Annotated in this window: 13 protein-coding genes; 1 reads left to right on the top strand and 12 read right to left on the bottom strand. The window is 65.8% G+C overall.

The features are described 5' to 3' along the window. Positions 1 to 20: 20 nt before the first annotated feature. From whiA to ACIP9X_RS20540, 11 genes are all read right to left on the bottom strand, one after another. Entirely contained in the window at positions 21 to 1001 is a 981-nt protein-coding gene (gene whiA, locus ACIP9X_RS20590) for a DNA-binding protein WhiA (RefSeq protein ID WP_400481601.1), read from the bottom strand. 9 nt (positions 1002 to 1010) lie between these two features. After that, positions 1011 to 2024, bottom strand: coding sequence for a uridine diphosphate-N-acetylglucosamine-binding protein YvcK (yvcK, locus tag ACIP9X_RS20585; RefSeq protein ID WP_400481600.1), 1014 nt, complete (start codon positions 2022 to 2024; stop codon positions 1011 to 1013). After that, on the bottom strand, positions 2024 to 2947 hold the full coding sequence (gene rapZ / locus ACIP9X_RS20580; RefSeq protein WP_400481599.1) for an RNase adapter RapZ: 924 nt from the start codon (positions 2945 to 2947) through the stop codon (positions 2024 to 2026). Before rapZ ends, yvcK begins: the two co-directional genes overlap by 1 nt. A gap of 103 nt (positions 2948 to 3050) precedes the next feature. Then, positions 3051 to 5114: an excinuclease ABC subunit UvrC gene (gene uvrC, locus ACIP9X_RS20575; RefSeq protein ID WP_400481598.1), complete on the bottom strand. Its 2064-nt coding sequence runs from the start codon at positions 5112 to 5114 to the stop codon at positions 3051 to 3053. 71 nt (positions 5115 to 5185) lie between these two features. After that, entirely contained in the window at positions 5186 to 5854 is a 669-nt protein-coding gene (locus ACIP9X_RS20570; RefSeq protein ID WP_400481597.1) for a lysophospholipid acyltransferase family protein, read from the bottom strand. After that, positions 5841 to 6557, bottom strand: a complete 717-nt coding sequence (locus ACIP9X_RS20565) for an HAD hydrolase-like protein (RefSeq protein WP_400481596.1) — start codon at positions 6555 to 6557, stop codon at positions 5841 to 5843. Before ACIP9X_RS20565 ends, ACIP9X_RS20570 begins: the two co-directional genes overlap by 14 nt. Before the next feature lie 131 nt (positions 6558 to 6688). Next, a complete protein-coding gene (gene uvrA / locus ACIP9X_RS20560; RefSeq protein WP_400481595.1) occupies positions 6689 to 9616 on the bottom strand; it encodes an excinuclease ABC subunit UvrA in 2928 nt (975 codons plus the stop codon). Between the two features lie 63 nt (positions 9617 to 9679). Next, on the bottom strand, positions 9680 to 10060 hold the full coding sequence (locus tag ACIP9X_RS20555) for a GntR family transcriptional regulator (protein ID WP_400481594.1): 381 nt from the start codon (positions 10058 to 10060) through the stop codon (positions 9680 to 9682). Further along, positions 10057 to 11904 carry an ABC transporter ATP-binding protein gene (locus ACIP9X_RS20550; protein ID WP_400481616.1) on the bottom strand — a complete coding sequence of 616 codons (1848 nt, stop codon included), beginning with the start codon at positions 11902 to 11904 and terminating at the stop codon, positions 10057 to 10059. Before ACIP9X_RS20550 ends, ACIP9X_RS20555 begins: the two co-directional genes overlap by 4 nt. A gap of 67 nt (positions 11905 to 11971) precedes the next feature. After that, positions 11972 to 13765: an ABC transporter ATP-binding protein gene (locus tag ACIP9X_RS20545; protein ID WP_400481615.1), complete on the bottom strand. Its 1794-nt coding sequence runs from the start codon at positions 13763 to 13765 to the stop codon at positions 11972 to 11974. Positions 13766 to 13915: 150 nt separating this feature from the next. Next, complete coding sequence (locus ACIP9X_RS20540; protein ID WP_400481593.1) at positions 13916 to 14692, bottom strand: trans-aconitate 2-methyltransferase; 777 nt, start codon at positions 14690 to 14692, stop codon at positions 13916 to 13918. A 138-nt stretch (positions 14693 to 14830) separates the two neighbouring features. Here ACIP9X_RS20540 and ACIP9X_RS20535 point away from each other — a divergent pair, with 138 nt between their 5' ends. After that, positions 14831 to 17374 carry a DEAD/DEAH box helicase gene (locus ACIP9X_RS20535; protein ID WP_400481592.1) on the top strand — a complete coding sequence of 848 codons (2544 nt, stop codon included), beginning with the start codon at positions 14831 to 14833 and terminating at the stop codon, positions 17372 to 17374. Positions 17375 to 17477: 103 nt separating this feature from the next. On the opposite strand, the gene yidC is transcribed toward ACIP9X_RS20535, so the two are convergent. Continuing rightward, positions 17478 to 18437: a membrane protein insertase YidC gene (gene yidC / locus ACIP9X_RS20530; RefSeq protein WP_400481591.1), complete on the bottom strand. Its 960-nt coding sequence runs from the start codon at positions 18435 to 18437 to the stop codon at positions 17478 to 17480. Positions 18438 to 18554: the final 117 nt, after the last annotated feature.

Here is an 18554-nt window from a genome sequence, read left to right as displayed (position 1 = left end):
CTTGATTCTATGGGCGCCCGCTACTCGTCCAGCATTTCCGGCGTCACATTGGCATCCGTGCCGGGGATGCCGAGGTCGGCGGCGCGTTTGTCCGCCATGGCCAGCAGCCGGCGGATGCGGCCGGCGATTGCGTCCTTGGTCATGGGCGGGTCCGCGAGGCGACCGAGTTCGTCAAGGCTGGCCTGCTTGTGGGCCACGCGGAGTTCCCCGGCGTACTTGAGGTGGTCGGGGACGTCGTCGCCGAGGATCTCGAGCGCCCGGTCAACGCGGGCGCCTGCGGCGACTGCCGCCTGTGCCGAACGGCGGAGGTTGGCGTCATCGAAGTTGGCGAGACGGTTGGCGGTGGCCCGCACCTCTTTGCGCATCCGCCGTTCCTCCCACACCATGAGCGCATCGTGGGCGCCCATCCGCGTCAGGAGCGCGGCGATGGTGTCTCCGTCGCGGATCACCACGCGGTCCACTCCCCTGACTTCACGCGCCTTGGCCTGGATGCCGAGCCGGCGGGCGGCCCCGACGAGGGCCAGGGCGGATTCGGGGCCGGGGCACGTGACTTCCATGGAGGAGGACCTGCCCGGTTCGGTGAGGGAGCCGTGGGCCAGGAATGCGCCGCGCCAGACAGCCTCGGCGTCGGCGGCGGAGCCGTTGACCACCACGGAGGGAAGACCGCGCACGGGGCGTCCCCGGGAGTCCAGGAGGCCGGTCTGGCGCGCCAGCGCCTCGCCGTCGCGGACAACCCGTACCACGTAGCGGCTGCCGCGCCGCAGCCCGCTGCCGGAAACCACGATGATCTCGCTCTGGTGCCCGTAGACCTCGGCGATGGCCGCGCGCAGGCGCCGCGCCGTGGCTGCCAGGTCCACCTCGGCTTCGATGACAATCCGGCCGGAGATGATGTGGAGCCCCCCGGCGAAGCGGAGCATGGCTGAAACCTCGGCCTTGCGGACGGAGGACTTCTTAATGTCCAGGCGGGACAGTTCTTCCTTGACTGATGCTGTCAGTGCCATGGCACCTTCCTAACTGTTCCCGAAAATGTCCTGGTAGGCCGTTGCCAGCCGCAGGGGGTCGTGGACGGGACGCCGACCCGAAGCCCCTACTTTACCGAAGACGACCTCGGCTCCGATCATCCCGGCCGCCCGCTCGAACTCCTTCACGTCCGACACGGACGCGGGGTCGGCCAGCACGACGTCAGCACTGAAGTCGGGCGCGTAGCCTCGCAGGACATGCAGGTGGTCGGCGGCGGACATGCCGGACGTTTCCTTGGTGTCCATCGCGAGGTTCATCGTGAGGCAGCGCTTGGCCGGGGTGTCACACAGGGCCTGCCGCATCTCGGGCAGCAGCAGGTGCGGCAGCACTGACGTGTACCAGGACCCGGGGCCCAGGATTACCCAGTCGGCGAGTTCGATCGCCGAGAGCGCCTCCACACAGGCCGGCGCGTGTTCCGGCAGGAGCCGCACGCTTTCGAGCGAGCCGGCCACGGCGCAGCGCGCCTGGCCCTTGATGGTGGTGACGGTACTGCTCCCGTCCGGGGCGGTGACGCGCACATCGCCCTCGATGGTGAGCGGCATGGTGGACATCGGCAGCACCTGGCCGCGTGCCCCAAGCAGCGCGCCGGCCCACTTCAGCCCGGCCACGGCATCGCCCAGGAGCTCCCAGAGCGTGACGATCAGCAGGTTGCCCATGGCATGGTCGTCCAGGGAACCCCCGCCGGGCGCGGACCGGAAACGGTGCTGCATGACATCACGCCAGGTGCGGCCCCAGTCGGTGTCGTCGCACAGCGCCGAAAGGGCCATGCGGAGATCGCCCGGCGGCAGGACGCCGTACTCCTCGCGCAGGCGGCCGGAGGATCCGCCGTCGTCCGCCACGGTGACCACGGCGGTAAGTTCTGACGTCAGCAGCCGCAGCGCCGAAAGCGACGCTGAAAGCCCGTGCCCTCCGCCGAGGGCCACAACCGTGGGGCCTTTGTTTTGCTGGGAGCCTGTCAGGCCCGACGGCGGAATAAGGGGCAGCGGGCCGGTGAGCACTCCCATTATTCGCGGCCCAGATCCCGGTGGGTGGTGGTCACCGTGACGCGCGGGTACTGAGCCAGTTTCTTGGAAAGCTCGACGGCGACCGCCACCGACCGGTGTTTGCCGCCGGTGCAGCCGACGGCAATGGTGGCGTAGTGCTTGTTTTCCCGGCGGTATCCGTCAAGGACAGGCTCGAGCGCCATGACGTAGCGTTCCACGAAGTCCGGGACGCCTTCCGCCTCCAGGACGTAGTCGCTCACGTCCTGGTCAAGACCGGTGTGGGGCCGAAGCTTGGGCACCCAGTGGGGGTTGGGGATGAACCGGACGTCCGCCACATAATTCGCATCAACCGGCAGTCCGTATTTGAAGCCGAAGCTCATGATGTTCAGGCGCAGGGCAACAGGGCCGGTCTCGGTGAAGAGCTCGGTGATGGCGGTGGCAAGGCCGTGGACATTGAACGCCGACGTGTCCAGGACGACGTCGGCGGAATCCCGCAGCTCCTTCAGCAGCTCGCGTTCAGCCGCAATGCCGTCCAGGATCCGGCCGCCGCCCTGCAGCGGATGCGGCCGCCTGCCCTGCTCGAAGCGGCGGACCAGGACGTCGTCGCTCGCGTCAAGGAACAGCACCCGGAAAGTGACGCCGCTGGCCGCGAGGGCGTGAAGGGCGGCGCGGATATCCGCGAACAGCCCCTTGCTCCGCACGTCCACCACGACGGCGAGCCGCGGGATCGACTGCGGTGCATGGGACACCAGCTCGGCCAGCGTTCCGAGCATCTGCGGCGGCAGGTTTTCGACGACGTACCAGCCGTGGTCTTCCAGCGCGTCTGACGCGGTGCTGCGCCCGGCACCGGACATGCCCGTGACCACGAGCAGTTCCGCCTCGACTGGCTTGACTGGCGTGAGGCCGTCCTCGTCTAGGCCGGTTCCTGCCGTCGGCTCTGCCATCAATTCCAGCCCCATTTCTGCTTTTGCTTGCCGTGTGCGTGCGCACACTCCCTGCCCGCGGCAAGATTTCCGTACTTACCCTAGCTAAGAATCGGGACGCTGGTTAAGTTTCGAGCACTTCGCCGGTGGTCATGTTGATGGCGGGCAGGGCGTCAGCGGAGCCCGCGCCGGCGCCGTCGGCACTGAAGTGGGCGACGATGGCCGCCGCCAGCGCCGGTCCTATGCCTTTGGCCTCCGTCAGTTCCTCAGCTGTCGCCGCTTTGATCTTCTTCACCGAGCCAAAGTGTGCGAGCAGCGCCTTGCGCTTCGACGCTCCCAGGCCCGGAACGGCGTCGAGGGCGGAGACGGTCATCGCCTTGCCGCGCTTTTGGCGGTGGAACGAGATGGCAAAGCGGTGCGCCTCGTCCCGGATGCGCTGCAGCATGTACAGGCCCTGGGAGGAACGGGGCAGGATGACGGGGAAGTCACTGTCCGGCAGCCACACTTCCTCGAGCCGTTTCGCCAGGCCCACCACGTAGACGTCATCCACGCCCAGGTCGGCGAGGGCGCGGGCGGCCGCGTTGACCTGGGGTTTTCCGCCGTCCACCACCACCAGGTTGGGCGGATAGGCAAATTTGGCGCGGGGTGCCGGGGTGGTGGTGTCCTGCAGCGCCACAGCTGGGCTGGTGCCCGTTGCGCTGGTGCCTGTTGTATCGGGGCCGGTTGTTTGTTGGCCAACCGCGACGCCGCCTGCCGGCACCAGCTCGGAAACCTCCACCTGCGCGGTTTTATCCGTGAGGTAGTACCGGAAGCGCCGCGTGAGGACATCGTGCATCGCGGCTGTGTCATCGGTTGCCGCAGCACCGGTGATGGAGAACTTCCGGTAGTCGGACTTCTTGGGCAGCCCGTCCTCGACCACCACCATGGACGCCACCACGTTGGTTCCCTGGACGTGCGAGACGTCGTAGCACTCGATCCGCAGCAGCGGGACGGGGAGGTCCAGGGCCTCCTGCAGTTCCTGGAGGGCCTGCGACCGCACGGTGAGGTCGCCGGCACGCCTGGTCTTATGCAGTTTGAGGGCGTGTTCCGCGTTTTCGCGGACGGTGGACATGAGGGCAGCCTTGTCGCCGCGCTGCGGCACGCGGATATCCACCTTTGCGCCGCGCAGGCCGCCAAGCCACACTGCCAGGTCGGCCGCGTTGCTCGGCTCCACGGGAACGAGCACTTCGCGGGGAAGCCTGCCCTGGACTTCCGCATCTTCGCCGTAGACCTGCTGCAGCAGGTGTTCGACGAGGTCCGGGGTGGTGAAGTCCTCGACCTTTTCGACCACCCAGCCGCGCTGGCCCCTGATCCGGCCGCCCCGGACGTGGAACACCTGGACGGCGGCTTCGAGCTCGTCTTCGTGCAGCGCGAAGACATCCGCGTCGGTGTCCTCCGCCAGCACCACGGCATTACGTTCAAAGACCTTGCGGAGGGCAGTGATATCGTCGCGGATCCTGGCCGCGCGTTCGTAGTCCAGTTCGGCTACGGCCGCGGCCATGTCCTTCTCGAGCCGCGCGATGAAGCGCTTGGCCTCTCCGCCCATGAAGGCGCAGAAGTCCTCCGCCAGCGCCCGGTGCTCCTCGGGCGTGACCCGGCCGACACAGGGAGCGGAGCATTTATCGATGTAGCCGAGCAGGCAGGGCCTGCCGCTGGCCTGGGCACGCTTGAGGACACCGGCGCTGCAGCTGCGGACGGGAAAGACCCGCAGCAGGGTGTCCATGGTTTCCCGGATGGCCCCCGCGGTGTAAGGGCCGAAGTAGCGTGTGCCCTTGCGGCGTTCGCCGCGCATGACCTGCACGCGGGGCAGCTTCTCCCCCATCGTGACGGCGAGGTACGGGTACGTCTTGTCATCCCGGAAAACGACGTTGAACCGCGGCTTGAATTCCTTGATCCAGGTGTATTCCAGCTGCAGCGATTCCAGCTCGCTGCCCACCACGGTCCACTCGACGCTGCTGGCCGCGTAGACCATCGCGTGGGTCTTGGGCAACAGGCCCGCAGGGTTGGAAAAGTACGAGTTCAGGCGGGAGCGCAGGTTTTTGGCCTTGCCCACGTAGATGACCCGGCCGTGGGGATCGCGGAACCTGTAAACGCCCGGGTTGGTTGGAATTTCACCCGTCTTAGGGCGGTAACTTGCTAGATCTGCCACAGTTCCAGTCTACTGAGCCGGCGGCCCGGCGTTTGCCAGTGGCCTACTGGCGGCCAGGGCCGGCCAGGTGCCTACTCGAGGACCTTGCTCTGGTTGTAACTGGTGGAGCGTTCCTGCCCGCTGAGTTCCGCGATGGCGTCCATGATCCGGTCAGTCACTTGCCGCCGAGCCGGCAGCGAGTGGTCCGGGCCGGTTTTCTCGAAGTACAGGGGCTCGCCCACCTTCATGGTGAAATGCTGCGGCTTCACGGCGTTGCGGCCGGCGGGCTGCAGCTTTTCCGTGCCGATGAGGCCGACGGGAATGACCGGGGCGCCCGTGGTCAGGGCGAGCCAGCCGACGCCGGTCCGGCCGCGGTAAAGGATCCCGTCCCGGGAGCGGGTTCCCTCGGGGTAGATGCCGATGCCCCTGCCGTCCTCGAGGATGTCCAGCAAAGTCTTCAGTGCCTGCACGCTGGCGGCCTGCTCCCCGCGTTCCACAGGGATGGATCCGACGGCTTCAAAGAACGACTTCATGATCCGGCCTTTGACGCCTTTGGTGGTGAAGTATTCAGCCTTGGCAAAGAAGGCGACAGGGCGCGGCATCAGTGCCTGGACAATGACGCTGTCCAGGAAGGACAGGTGGTTGGGGGCCACGATGAACGGGCCCTCCTTCGGCACGTTCTCCAGGCCGATGACCGTGGGCCTGCACGATCCCGAGATAAGCCCGCGGGTGGTCCACCGGATGCCGTCAAACAGTTCCATCGTTGCGCACCTCGCTCAACGCTGCTGTCCGGACTGACTCCAGCTGCTCGACCGTGGTGCGCAGCGCCGGGGCGTCATCGACCACAGCCACGGCACCTGCGTCTTCGAGCTCGCCGTCGGGGGCGAAACCCCACCGAACGCCGATGCAGTCGATGCCGTTGGCGATTGCGCCGGCGACGTCCTGTGCGCGGTCCCCCACCATCATTGCGTGCTGCGTGCGCAGGTCCGCCATTGCGGCTGCGATGATGCCGGTCTTGCCGACCCGTCCGGCAGCCGGGGCGGCTTCGTTCACAGCAGAACCCTGGACCGACACGAAGCGGTCCAGGATCTTGTGGTGCTGGAGGACGAGGGGCGCGAGATTTTCCGGCTTTTGCGTGGCCACTGCCACCGGCCTGCCCTCCGCGGCGAAGCTGTCCAGCAGCTCCAGGATTCCCGGATACAGGCGGCTCTGGGCGATGCCGGTATCAAGGTAGCGCATCCGGTAGCTGCGTATCACGTTCTCCAGCATGGCGGGAGGAACGGCGGCCACAGTCAGCAGTGAGTCGCTCAGCTTCGGCCCAACCATCGCGTCGAGCAGCTCCTGGGGTGGGACAGGAAGTCCGAACTCCCTGAGGGCCGCGGCAATTCCGTCGGTTATGCCGCCATTCGGATCGACAAGAGTGCCGTCCAGGTCGAAGATCACGGGCACTGTTGTTGAAGTCACCGGCTTAGTTTCTCATGAGTGCACTTTTGCACAAACTGACATGCCGCGCGGGGAATACTTCCCCGCACGGCATGCGTCCCCGGCGGTGGCGGCGGTCGTGGAGATCCCGACCCGCGCCTGCTGCTGCTTTCCTAGCTGAGGATTTCGGCCAGGAAGGTTGCGGTGTGGCTTTCCTTGGACTTGGCCAGCTGCTCCGGCGTGCCCGACGCCACGATCCGCCCGCCGCCGGAGCCGCCGTCGGGACCGAGGTCAACGATCCAGTCCGCACTCTTGATGACGTCCAGGTTGTGCTCGATGGTGATCACGGTGTTGCCCTTGTCCACCAGGCCCTGGAGCACCAGCAGCAGCTTCCGGATGTCTTCGAAGTGCAGCCCTGTGGTGGGCTCATCCAGGACGTAGACGCTGCGCCCGTTGGAACGCTTTTGCAGTTCGGACGCGAGCTTCACGCGCTGGGCCTCGCCGCCGGAGAGCGTAGTGGCGGGCTGACCGAGGCGGACGTATCCGAGGCCGACGTCCACCAGCGTGTTGAGGTGGCGGGCGATGGGCGAGAAGGCCGAGAAGAATTCTGCGGCTTCCTCAATGGGCATGTTCAACACGTCCGCGATGGTCTTGCCCTTGTAATGCACTTCGAGCGTTTCCCGGTTGTACCGTGCACCGTGGCAGACCTCGCATGGCACATACACGTCCGGAAGGAAGTTCATCTCGATCTTCAGGGTGCCATCGCCGGAACAGGCCTCGCACCGCCCGCCCTTGACGTTGAAGGAGAACCGTCCGGGCATGTAGCCGCGGACCTTGGCTTCCGTGGTCTCCGCGAAGAGCTTACGGATGTTGTCAAAGACGCCCGTGTAGGTGGCCGGGTTGGAGCGCGGGGTGCGCCCGATCGGGCTCTGGTCCACATGGACCACCTTGTCCAGATGCTCCAGCCCCTGGATGGTGCGGTGCCTGCCGGCCACTTGCTTGGCCCCGTTGAGCTTGTTGGCCAGCACCTTGTAGAGGATCTCGTTGACGAGGGTCGACTTGCCGGAACCGCTCACGCCGGTGACTGCGGTGAAGAGGCCCAGCGGGAAGGCGGCGTCGACGTTGAGGAGGTTGTTCTCCCGGGCTCCGACAACCTTCAGTTCGCGCTTCTTGTCGTACTTGCGCCGCTTCTTGGGAATATCGATCTTCTTGCGGCCGGAGAGGTAGTCCCCGGTAAGGGACGCGCTGTTCTCGAGCAGTGCCTTGTAGGAGCCGGAGTGGACCACTTGGCCGCCGTGCTCCCCCGCGCCGGGCCCGATGTCCACAACCCAGTCAGCTTCATGGATCGTGTCTTCATCGTGCTCCACCACGATGAGGGTGTTGCCCATGTCCCGGAGCCGGGTGAGGGTCTCGATGAGGCGGCGGTTGTCCCGCTGGTGCAGCCCGATCGAGGGTTCGTCGAGGACATAGAGCACGCCCACCAGGCCGGAGCCGATCTGGGTGGCAAGCCGGATACGCTGCGCCTCGCCGCCGGAGAGGGTGGCCGACGCGCGTTCGAGGTTCAGGTACTCCAGACCGACGTCCAGCAGGAAGGTGAGCCGGGCCTGGATCTCCTTGAGAACCTGGTGGGCGATCTGCGCCTCCCGGCCCGTCAGCACGAGATTGTTGAGGAATTCGGCGCATTCCCGCATGGGCAGCGCGGCTACCTCCGCAATGGACTTGCCGTTGATGAGAACGGAGAGCGACGCCGGGTTGAGCCGGGCACCGTTGCAGGCCGGGCAGGGAACCTGGCGCATGTATTCCTCGTAGCGGTCACGCGCCCAGTCCGAGTCCGTCTCGCCGTGCTTGCGGTGCACGTACTGGATGGCGCCCTCAAAGCCGGTGCTGTATTTGCGCTCCCGGCCGAAGCGGTTGCGGTACTGCACCACCACTTTGTGGTCCTTGCCGTGCAGCACAGTCTGGCGGACGTCTGCCGGCAGCTTCTCCCACGGGGTGTCCATGGAGAAGCCCACCTCCTTGGCGAGCCCGTCCAGCAGACGGTTCCAGTATTCGGTGGTGGCGGTGCCGAGGGACCAGGGGGCAATGGCGCCTTCGGAGAGGGAAAGCTCGGGGTTGGGGACGATGAGCTCTTCATCGACTTCGAGCTTGCTGCCGATTCCGCTGCAGGCCGAGCATGCACCGAACGGGTTGTTGAACGAGAACGAGCGCGGCTCGATTTCGTCGATGGCCAGCGGGTGCTCATTGGGGCACGCGAGGTTCTCGGAAAACGCGCGCAGCCGGCCGGGGTCGTCCGCGTCGAGGTCCACGAAATCGGCGAGCACGCGGCCTTCGGCAAGCCCGAGCGCCGTCTCGATGGAGTCGGTGAGCCGCTGGCGGATGCCCTCCTTCACCACGAGCCTGTCCACCACCACCTCGATGGTGTGCTTGAACTGCTTGCCGAGCTTGGGCGGGTCGCTGAGCTGGATGAGGTCGCCGTCCACGCGGGCACGTGAGTAGCCCTTTGCGGTCAGCTCTTTGAAGAGTTCGACAAATTCACCCTTGCGTCCGCGCACCACCGGCGCCAGGATCTGGAAGCGTGTGCCGTCCTCGAGTTCCAGTAGCTGGTCCACGATCTGCTGCGGGGTCTGCTTGATGATCGGCTCGCCGCAGACAGGGCAGTGCGGGCGTCCGACACGCGCCCACAGCAGGCGCATGTAGTCGTAGATCTCGGTGATGGTGCCGACGGTGGACCGCGGGTTCTTGCTCGTCGACTTTTGGTCGATCGACACAGCCGGCGAAAGACCCTCGATAAAGTCGACGTCGGGCTTGTCCACCTGTCCGAGGAACTGGCGGGCGTATGCCGACAGCGATTCGACGTAGCGGCGCTGGCCCTCCGCGAAGATGGTGTCAAAGGCGAGGGAGGACTTGCCTGAGCCGGAGAGTCCGGTGAAGACGATCATGGCGTCGCGGGGCAGATCAAGGTCAACGTTGCGCAGGTTGTGTTCCCTGGCGCCCTTGACCACGAGGCGGGAGAGGTCCGGACGCCCCGGTTTCGCAGAGTTCAGTGGCACGACGGCGGAGTGGGTATCTACGGCTGTTTCTTCAGCTACGGCTTTAGGCACCATACAATGCTAATCGAAAACTTCTTCGAACACCCACGCGGCAAGCGCCGGCAGTTGCACCGGCTATTCGGCATCGTAGGCCGCCGCCAGCAGATGGACCGCTTCCGCGAACGTCGCTCCCTGCGCCTTGGCCGCTGCGGCGTAGTCGGCAGCGGAAGCCGAGAGCGCCCCCCAGCGTTCGTCCCGTGCGCACACGACCGTCCCGTTCCGCCCCTTCGTGGCCACCACCCCTGCAGCCTCAAGCTCCTTGTAGGCCCTGGCCACGGTGTGGGGAGCCACACCGAGGACCTCGGCAAGGCTCCTGACGGCAGGCAGCCGGGTTCCCGGCGGGATGTTCCCCTGGTCCGCCTGTTCGATGATGTGGAGCCGGAGCTGTTCATAGAGGGCCACGGAGCTGCCGTGGTTGGGCTTCCACCGCCCCGGGAAAGACTGGCCGGTACTCACAGGGCGGGCTCTCCGAGCCCGCGGAACTGAGCGTTGTACAGCCGTGTGTAGTATCCGCCGCCGTTCAGCAGGCTCTGGTGGGTTCCCTGTTCAACGAGGCGTCCGTGATCCATGACCAAGATTAGATCAGCGTCACGGATCGTGGACAACCTGTGGGCAATGACGAAGCTGGTTCTGCCCTGCCTCAGCTTCTTCATGGCCAGCCGGATCTGCAGCTCGGTCCTCGTATCCACGGAGCTGGTGGCCTCGTCCAGTATGAGGACGGCGCGGCCGGCCAGCTCCGCGCGTGCAATAGTGATCAGCTGCTGCTGGCCCTGGCTCAGGGAATCGCCGCCGTTGCCAAGCTGTGTGGCGTATCCGGCCGGCAGGGCACGGACAAAGCGGTCCACATGGGTGGCTTCGGCAGCGGCCATGATTTCTGCGTCAGCTGCGCCGGGCCGCCCGTATTCGATGTTCTCCCTGATCGTTCCGCTGAAGAGCCAGACGTCCTGCGGCACGACGCCGAAATGCGAGCGCAGCGTGTCCAGCGGCACTTCCGCGATGTCGGTGCCGCCGAACGTGATGCGGCCGGAGTCGAGCTCGTAGAAGCGCATCAGCAGATTGACCACGGTGGTTTTGCCCGCCCCGGTGTGGCCCACGATGGCCACTGTCTGTCCGGGCTGGACCGAGAAGGTCAGGCCCCTGACGGCTGGAGCGTCCGGGACGTAGCCGAACGTCACGTCCTCGAACTCGATCGGCCCGTTGAGCTCAAGGGCCCCGTCCACAGCGAGAGGTTCCACAGCGGGACGTTCTGCAGCGGGACGTTCTGTGGCGGCACGTTTCGTAGCGGTCCGGCCCGGCACCGGACGGCCGGCCGCCGGATGGTCGGCGATCTCCTCCGAATCAAGCAGGGCAAAGACGCGTTCTGCGGAGGCCGCACACGACTGCATCAGCGTGAGCATGCCCCCGATCTGCCCCATGGGCTGGGTGAACAGCCGGTTGAACTGGATGAACGCCTGGATGCCGCCGATGGTCATGGCTCCCGCCGCCACCTGAAGCGCGCCCACCACCGCAACGGCCACGTAGTTGAGGTTCGCAATGAACACCATCAGGGGCTGCACGGCCCCGGACATGTACTGCGCCTTGGCTGCGGTACGGGCCAGGCGGTCGTTTCCGTTCGCGAAAATCTCCGCAACAGCTTCCTGCTGCCCGAACGCCTTAATGACTTCGTGTCCGGTCACAAACTCCTCGATATGGGCGTTAAGCGTTCCCGTCGAAGCCCACTGCTCTGCGAAGTAGGCCTGGGACTTCCGGGCAATCATCACGGTGATGAGTGTGGACACCGGAACGGAAACCAGCGCTATGGCCGCCAGCAGCGGTGAGATCCACAGCATCATGGCCAGTGACCCGCAAAGCATCAGGACGGCCGTGATCATCTGCGTGAGCAGCTGGTTGAGCGCCTGGGAAATATTGTCGACGTCGTTGGTCGCCCGGCTGAGCACGTCACCGCGCGCCTGCTCCTGGAAGTGCGAGGAGGGTAGCCGGTGCACCTTGTTTTCGACGGCGGCCCTCAGGTTAAAGACGAGCCGTTGCACGGCGCTCGCCGTCAGCATGCCCTGCAGCCAGTTGAACAGCGACGTTCCCAGGTACATCACTGCCACCACCAGGAGCAGCCCTGCCAGCCTGCCCTGGTCGAAGGCACCGCCGACGAAGGCCTCAACCACGACGTCCGTGGCGTCCCCGAGGAGCTTGGGCGCCGCGACGTTGAGGGCCGCGAAGGCGCACGTCGCTGCAATGGCGGCGAGCATCCTGCCCCTGACCGGAGCCAGGAGCCCGATCAAACGTGCTGCCGCCGGAAGGAACATCCGGGGTGGCCGTGCGGCTGCGTGTGCACCCCTCACGGCAGTTCAGCCCTCATGGCAGCCGAGTCCTTCATGGCAACTGGTTCAGTTCGAGCTGGGACTCTGCGATTTCACGGTATGTCCGGGAGATCTTCAGGAGCTCGGCGTGGGTTCCCTGGGCCACAAGGCGGCCACCGTCGAGGACGAGAATCTGCCCCGCATCCATGATGCTGGCAATCCGTTCGGCCACGACGAGCGTGGTGGCCTTCTCCAGGACCGGTGCCAGGGCGTGACGGACACTGGCTTCGGTGGCGTAGTCCAGGGCCGAGAAACTGTCGTCCAACAGGAACAGCTGCGCCTTGCGGAGAATGGCCCTCGCGATGCAGAGCCGCTGCCGCTGCCCTCCGGAAAGCCCGGTACCGCCCTGTCCGATGGCGGCGTTCAGGCCGTTCGGGAGCCTGCGGACGAATTCGTCAGCCTGCGCCCGCCGGAGGGCCTGCCACAGCTCCTCCTCCGTGGCGTCAGGGGCCGCCATGCGCAGGTTCCCGGCCACCGTTCCGGAGAAGAGGTAGGCGTGCTGCGGCACCACCGCCATCCGCTGCCGGAGGTCATTCAGCCCAAAGGTGCGGACGTCCCGCCCGCCCAGGGTGATCACGCCGTCGACGGCATCCACGAAGCGCGGCAGCAGGTTCAGCAGCGTGGACTTTCCGCTGCCTGTTGAGCCGATGATGGCAGTGATGGAACCAGGCCGGGCGGTGAAGGAAATGCCGGCAAGGACGGGGGTTTCCGCCCCGGGATAGGCGAAGGTGACGTTCCGGAACTCGACTGTCGTATCACCGTCGGCGGAATCAAAACCGGCGGCATCAAAACCCACGGCATCGGACTCAGCGGGATTGGGCCCCCGCGCGCCCGCAGGTGAACCGCCGGCGGGCTTGTCACCACCCGCTATGGCGGGCTGCACGTCCAGCACCTCCTGGATGCGCTCCGCGCAGACGGCCGCCCGGGGAGCAGTCATGAAGACGTACATTGCCATCATGATGGCCAGCAGGATTTGCAGGATGTAGGCGATGAAGGCGGAAAGCGCCCCCACCTGCATGTCCCCGGCCTCGATGAGGTGCCCGCCGAACCAGACCACGGCCACAGAGGACAGGTTCACCACGATCATGATCAAAGGAAGCATTCCTGCCACGAGCAGGGCCGACTGCAGGTTGTTGCCGGTCAGCTTCCGGTTTGCCTCGGCGAAGCGGGCGGCCTCATGGTCCTGCCGGACGAAGGCACGAATGACGCCGGCACCGATGATCTGTTCACGCAGGATCCGCGTGACGCCGTCTATCAGCGTCTGCCCCTGCCGGTACAGCGGAATCAGCCGCCGCACAATCAGTGCCATGATGAGCACCAGCAGCGGCACCACCACGATCACGACGGCGGACAGGGCCGCGTCCTGCTGTACAGCCAGGACGATCCCGCCGATGCCCATGACCGGTGCGGCGGCCAGCATCGTGAACACCAGTACAGCGAAGGTCTGGATCTGCTGCACGTCATTCGTGGCCCGGGTAACGAGGCTGGGGGCGCCGAACCCGTTGACCTCCTGGGAGGACATGGCCTGGACCTGGGCGAACAGGCTGCGCCGGAGCCGGTGGCCGAGCTTCATTGCCACGACCGCGGCCAGGTAACCTGCGCCCAGCACCGTGCCCGCCTGGACGACGGACAGCGCCGCCATCCAGCCACCCAGCTCCAGGATCACGTCGCTACGGCCGGCCAGTATGCCGTCGTCAATGATGCTTGCGTTCAGCGTGGGCAGCATCAGGTTGGCGGCGGTCTGGAGCATCTGCAGCGCAAGGATGGCCCACACCGCGGCACGGTGTTCAGACAGGAAGCTGCGCATAAGCCGAAAGAGCACCGGGCGCCTCCTTCATGGCTGGTGCAGAACAGGAGCCTTCACCGCCGGGCCCCACAACCGCTTCGTCCTTGTAAGCTACCTCACAGCTCCCCCTTCAGGGTGCCTAAGACGCGCCCGGCTTCCGCCCGGCCCGCCCTAAAGTTTCCGGCCCGCCACGAAGATCCGGCGGAACGGGTAGACGGTGCCGTACTCGGTAGACGGATACGCACCGGCCAGCCGCTGCGCGTAGACCCGCTCGAACTCGCTCCCGTCCTCGGGCGGCAGGGCCGCAAGGACGGGACGCAGCGCCGTCCCGCGTACCCACTCGAGGACCGCGTTGTCCCCGGGAAGTACCTGCAGGTAGGTGGTTTCCCAGGCGTCCACCGCATAGCCGGCGCGCAGCATGATCTCGAGGTAGCGTGCTGCATCGGCGACGGCATCCTCATGGCGGAGCACGCCGTTGAGCTTTTCTGCCCAGGCCGGGGATTCCGCGAGCTCGCGCATCAGGGTGTGGGACGGGGACGTGAAGTTGCCGGGCACCTGGAGGGCGAACCACGCCCCCGGGCGGAGTGCCGCCAGCCATGCCGGGAGCAGGTCGACGTGTTCCGGGACCCACTGCAGGGCGGCGTTGCTCACCACCACGTCGGTTTCGGCGGACGGCGTCCAGGCGGCGATGTCCCCGAGCCGGAACTCCAGATTCGCCACAGATCCTGACTGGGCTTCAGCCTTGGACAGCATCTCTGCGGAGGAATCGAGGCCCACCACTTTCGCTTCCGGCCAGCGCTCCGCGAGGGTGGCAGTCAGGTTTCCCGGACCGCACCCAAGATCAACCACCTCACGCGGGGTTGCTGCGTCGATTCGGGCCGTCAGGTCAAAGAACGGCCGCCGCCGGTGGTCGCCGAACTGCACGTACTTGGCGGGATCCCATTTCACAAAAGCCTCCAGGGGACAACTGCGGGCAGGCCGTGTCTGCCGACCTGCAGCTGCCCTAAAGGGCCAACCAACGCGAGCCTAACGCCGCCCCCGGATGAAAGCACGCCCCTCAGGCATACGGCACTAAGCTGGAAAGCAATGAAACTCGTTGAACAGCTCCCCGCCCCGGCCGCACGGACAGCAGCGGCGGAGGCAGACCCGGATTCCCTCTACATGCGCTTCCTGGAGTGGACCGAAAGCCGGGGGCTTGAACTGTATGCCGCCCAGGACGAGGCGATCATGGAGCTTGCTTCCGGCGCCAACGTGATCCTGGCGACGCCCACGGGGTCAGGCAAGTCACTCGTGGCCATCGCAGCGCACTTCCAAGCCATGGCACGCGGCGAACGCAGCTACTACACAGCCCCGATCAAGGCGCTTGTGTCGGAAAAGTTCTTCGCCCTCTGCGAGATTTTCGGCGCGGAGAACGTGGGCATGATCACCGGCGATTCCGGGGTCAACCAGGACGCACCGATCATCTGCTGCACGTCTGAGATCCTCGCCAACACCGCCCTGCGGGAAGGTGCCGCCGCCGATCTTGGCTCCGTCATCATGGACGAGTTCCACTTCTACTCGGATCCCCAACGCGGCTGGGCATGGCAGGTGCCCCTGCTCGAACTGCCCCAGGCCCAGTTCCTGCTGATGTCCGCAACCCTGGGTGATGTCAGCCGCTTCGAGGAGGGCATGACCAAGCTCACCGGCCGGCCCACTACGACCGTCAGCTCCGCCGAGCGCCCCATTCCACTGCATTACTACTACCACGAGACCGCCGTGCACGAGACGCTGGAGGAACTGCTGTCCACCAAGCAGGTGCCGGTCTATGTGGTGCACTTCAGCCAGGCCGAAGCCATCGAGCGCGCCCAGACGCTGATGAGCATCAACGTCTGCAGCCGGGAAGAGAAGGACCGGATCGCCGAGCTGATCGCCAACTTCCGCTTCGCGGCGGGCTTCGGCAAGACCCTCAACCGTCTGGTCCGGCACGGCATCGGCGTCCACCACGCGGGCATGCTGCCCAAGTACCGGCGGCTCGTGGAACAGCTGGCACAGGCAGGCCTCCTGAAGGTCATCTGCGGCACCGACACGCTCGGCGTCGGCATCAACGTCCCCATCAGGACCGTGCTGCTCACCGCGCTGAGCAAATACGACGGCGTCCGCACCCGCCTGCTCAACTCACGGGAATTCCACCAGATCGCCGGACGGGCCGGCCGGGCAGGCTACGACACTGCCGGCACGGTGGTGGTGCAGGCGCCGGAGCACGTGGTGGAGAACGTCCGCGCCATGGCCAAGGCCACGGCGAAGTTCGGCAATGACCAGAAGAAATTGCGCCAGGTGGTGAAGAAGAAGCCGCCGGAAGGCTTTGTTTCCTGGGGGGAGCCCACCTACAAGAGGCTGGTGGAATCCGTTCCGGAACCCCTGACCTCGAGTTTCACCGTCACCCATGCCATGCTGATGAACCTCATGGAGCGGCCCGGCGATCCGTTTGCGGCGGCGCGCCGGCTGCTCACCGAGAACCACGAATCGCGCCCGTCCCAGCTCCGGCTGATGAAGAAGGCCTTGGCCATCTACCGCGAACTGCTCGCCGCGGAGGTTGTCGAGCGCATCCCGCCGTCTGAGCAGGGGCCCGACGGCCGCACAGTCCGCCTCACTGTGCACCTGCAGCCCAACTTCGCACTGAACCAGCCGCTCTCCCCCTTCGCCCTGGCCGCGCTGGAGCTGCTGGATCCCGAGTCGCCGTCGTATGCGCTCGACGTCGTCTCGGTCATTGAGGCCACGCTGGAGAAGCCGCGGCAGATCCTCTCTGCCCAGCAGAAGAAGGCCCGCGGCGAGGCCATTGCGGCGATGAAGGCTGACGGCATCGAATACGAGCAGCGCATGGCGATGCTGGACGAGGTGAGCTACCCGCAGCCACTCGCGGAGATCCTCGGCGAGGCCTTCGAGGTCTACCGTAGGGCAGCGCCGTGGATCGGCGACTTTGAACTGGCGCCCAAGTCGATCATCCGCGACATGTACGAACGGGCCATGAACTTTGGCGAGTTCGTCCAGTTCTACGGACTGGCGCGTTCCGAGGGCATCGTGCTGAGGTACCTGGCCGACGGGTTCAAGGCGCTGCGCCAGACCGTGCCCCAGGATGCCCTCCGCGAGGACCTGGAGGACCTCATCGCCTGGCTCGGCGAACTGGTCCGCCAGGTCGACTCCAGCCTCCTCGATGAATGGGAGGAGCTGACCTCCGGCGCGGCGCCAACACCGCACGACGCGCCGCCACCGCCGCCTCCGTCGCTGACCTCCAACATCCGGGCCTTCCGTGTCATGGTCCGGAACGAGATGTTCCGGCGCGTGGAGCTGTTCGCGGAGGAGGACGCCACTGCTCTCGGGGAGCTCGACGGCGATAGCGGCTGGGACGCGGACCGCTGGGAAGACGTGCTGGACGACTACTTCGACGAACATGACGACATCGGCACCGGGCCCGACGCCCGGGGGCCTGGGCTGCTCATCATCGCTGAGGAACCCGGCGTGTGGAAAGTCCGGCAGATCTTCGATGACCCCGCCGGCAACCACGACTGGGGCATCTCCGCGGAGGTCGACCTTGCCGCGTCCGACGAAACCGGCACCGCCGTCGTCCGGGTGACGGACGTCAACAGGCTCTGACTGAGGTGCGTTGGACCGCTGGAGAGTTTGGTCCTGTCGGTTAGTGTCATAGGTCAACACCTGTCCAGCATTCCCCGCTGCCGGGTCAGCCAGGATCCGCCGGCTATTTCTTCTTCCTGGGCTTGCGGTGTGGCTGGACGCGCTGACCCTTGTGCTGGACGACGATGGGAGCGGCTCCGGCCCCTTCGCGTTTTCCGCTGAGGATCGGCAGTACGGGGAGTCCCTTGGCAGCCCGGCGCTCGGCGAGGGCCTTGGCGGCCGGCGATCCCGGCGTGGGCATGCGGCGGATGACGAAGAACTGCTGACCCATGGTCCAGAGGTTGGTGGTGGTCCAGTAGATCAGGACACCGATGGGGAAGTTGATGCCGCCAACGCCGAAGACGATCGGCAGGATGTAAAGCATCATCTTCTGCTGGCGCATGTACGGGCTGGCCATTGCCTCTTCGGACATGTTCTTGGCCATGATCTGCTTCTGCGTGATGAACTGCGAGGCCGTCATAGCCAGGATCATCAGGATAGTCAGGACTATCACTGCAAGGTTGCCGTCTGAGTGGTACAGCAGGGCCGCGTTCAGCGGTGCACCGAAGATACTCGACTCATCGAACTGCACAACCTGCTCGTGGTTCATTGCACCTATGCCTTGTCCCTTGTCGCGCGCCGAGGTGATGCCGGACAGGACTGTGAACAGTGCCAGGAAGAACGGCATCTGGATCAGCAGGGGCAGACAGGCCGAGAACGGGTTGGTGCCGTGTTTCTTGTACATAGCCATCTGTTCCTGCGCCATGGCCTGGCGGGACAGCTGGTCCTTCTTCCCCTTGTACTTGTTCTGGAGTTTCTTCAGGTCCGGCTGCAGCAACTGCATGCCGCGCTGGGCCTTGATCTGCTTGACGAAGACGGGAATGAGGGCTGCCCGGATGACCAGCACCAGGCCGATGATGGACAATGTCCAGGTCCAGCCGCTGGCAGCCGGCATTCCAAGCGCACTCATGCCCTCATGGAAGCCCACCATGATGATGGACACAAACCATTTGAACGGAAACATGATTGTTTCAAACAAGTCCATACCAGGCCCCTATCTGTCAGGCTCGGTCAGGCGGGACTGCCGGTGCCCCGCTACTCTGCGCAGCCAGGCTTATAGAAGCCGTCCCGGGCAGACAAAATCAGGACGTCTTCGTCGATC

This window comes from Arthrobacter sp. NPDC093125, assembly GCF_044754225.1.
In the GTDB taxonomy this organism is placed as follows: Bacteria; Actinomycetota; Actinomycetes; order Actinomycetales; family Micrococcaceae; genus Arthrobacter.
This window is presented reverse-complemented; position numbering and strand designations above follow the sequence as displayed.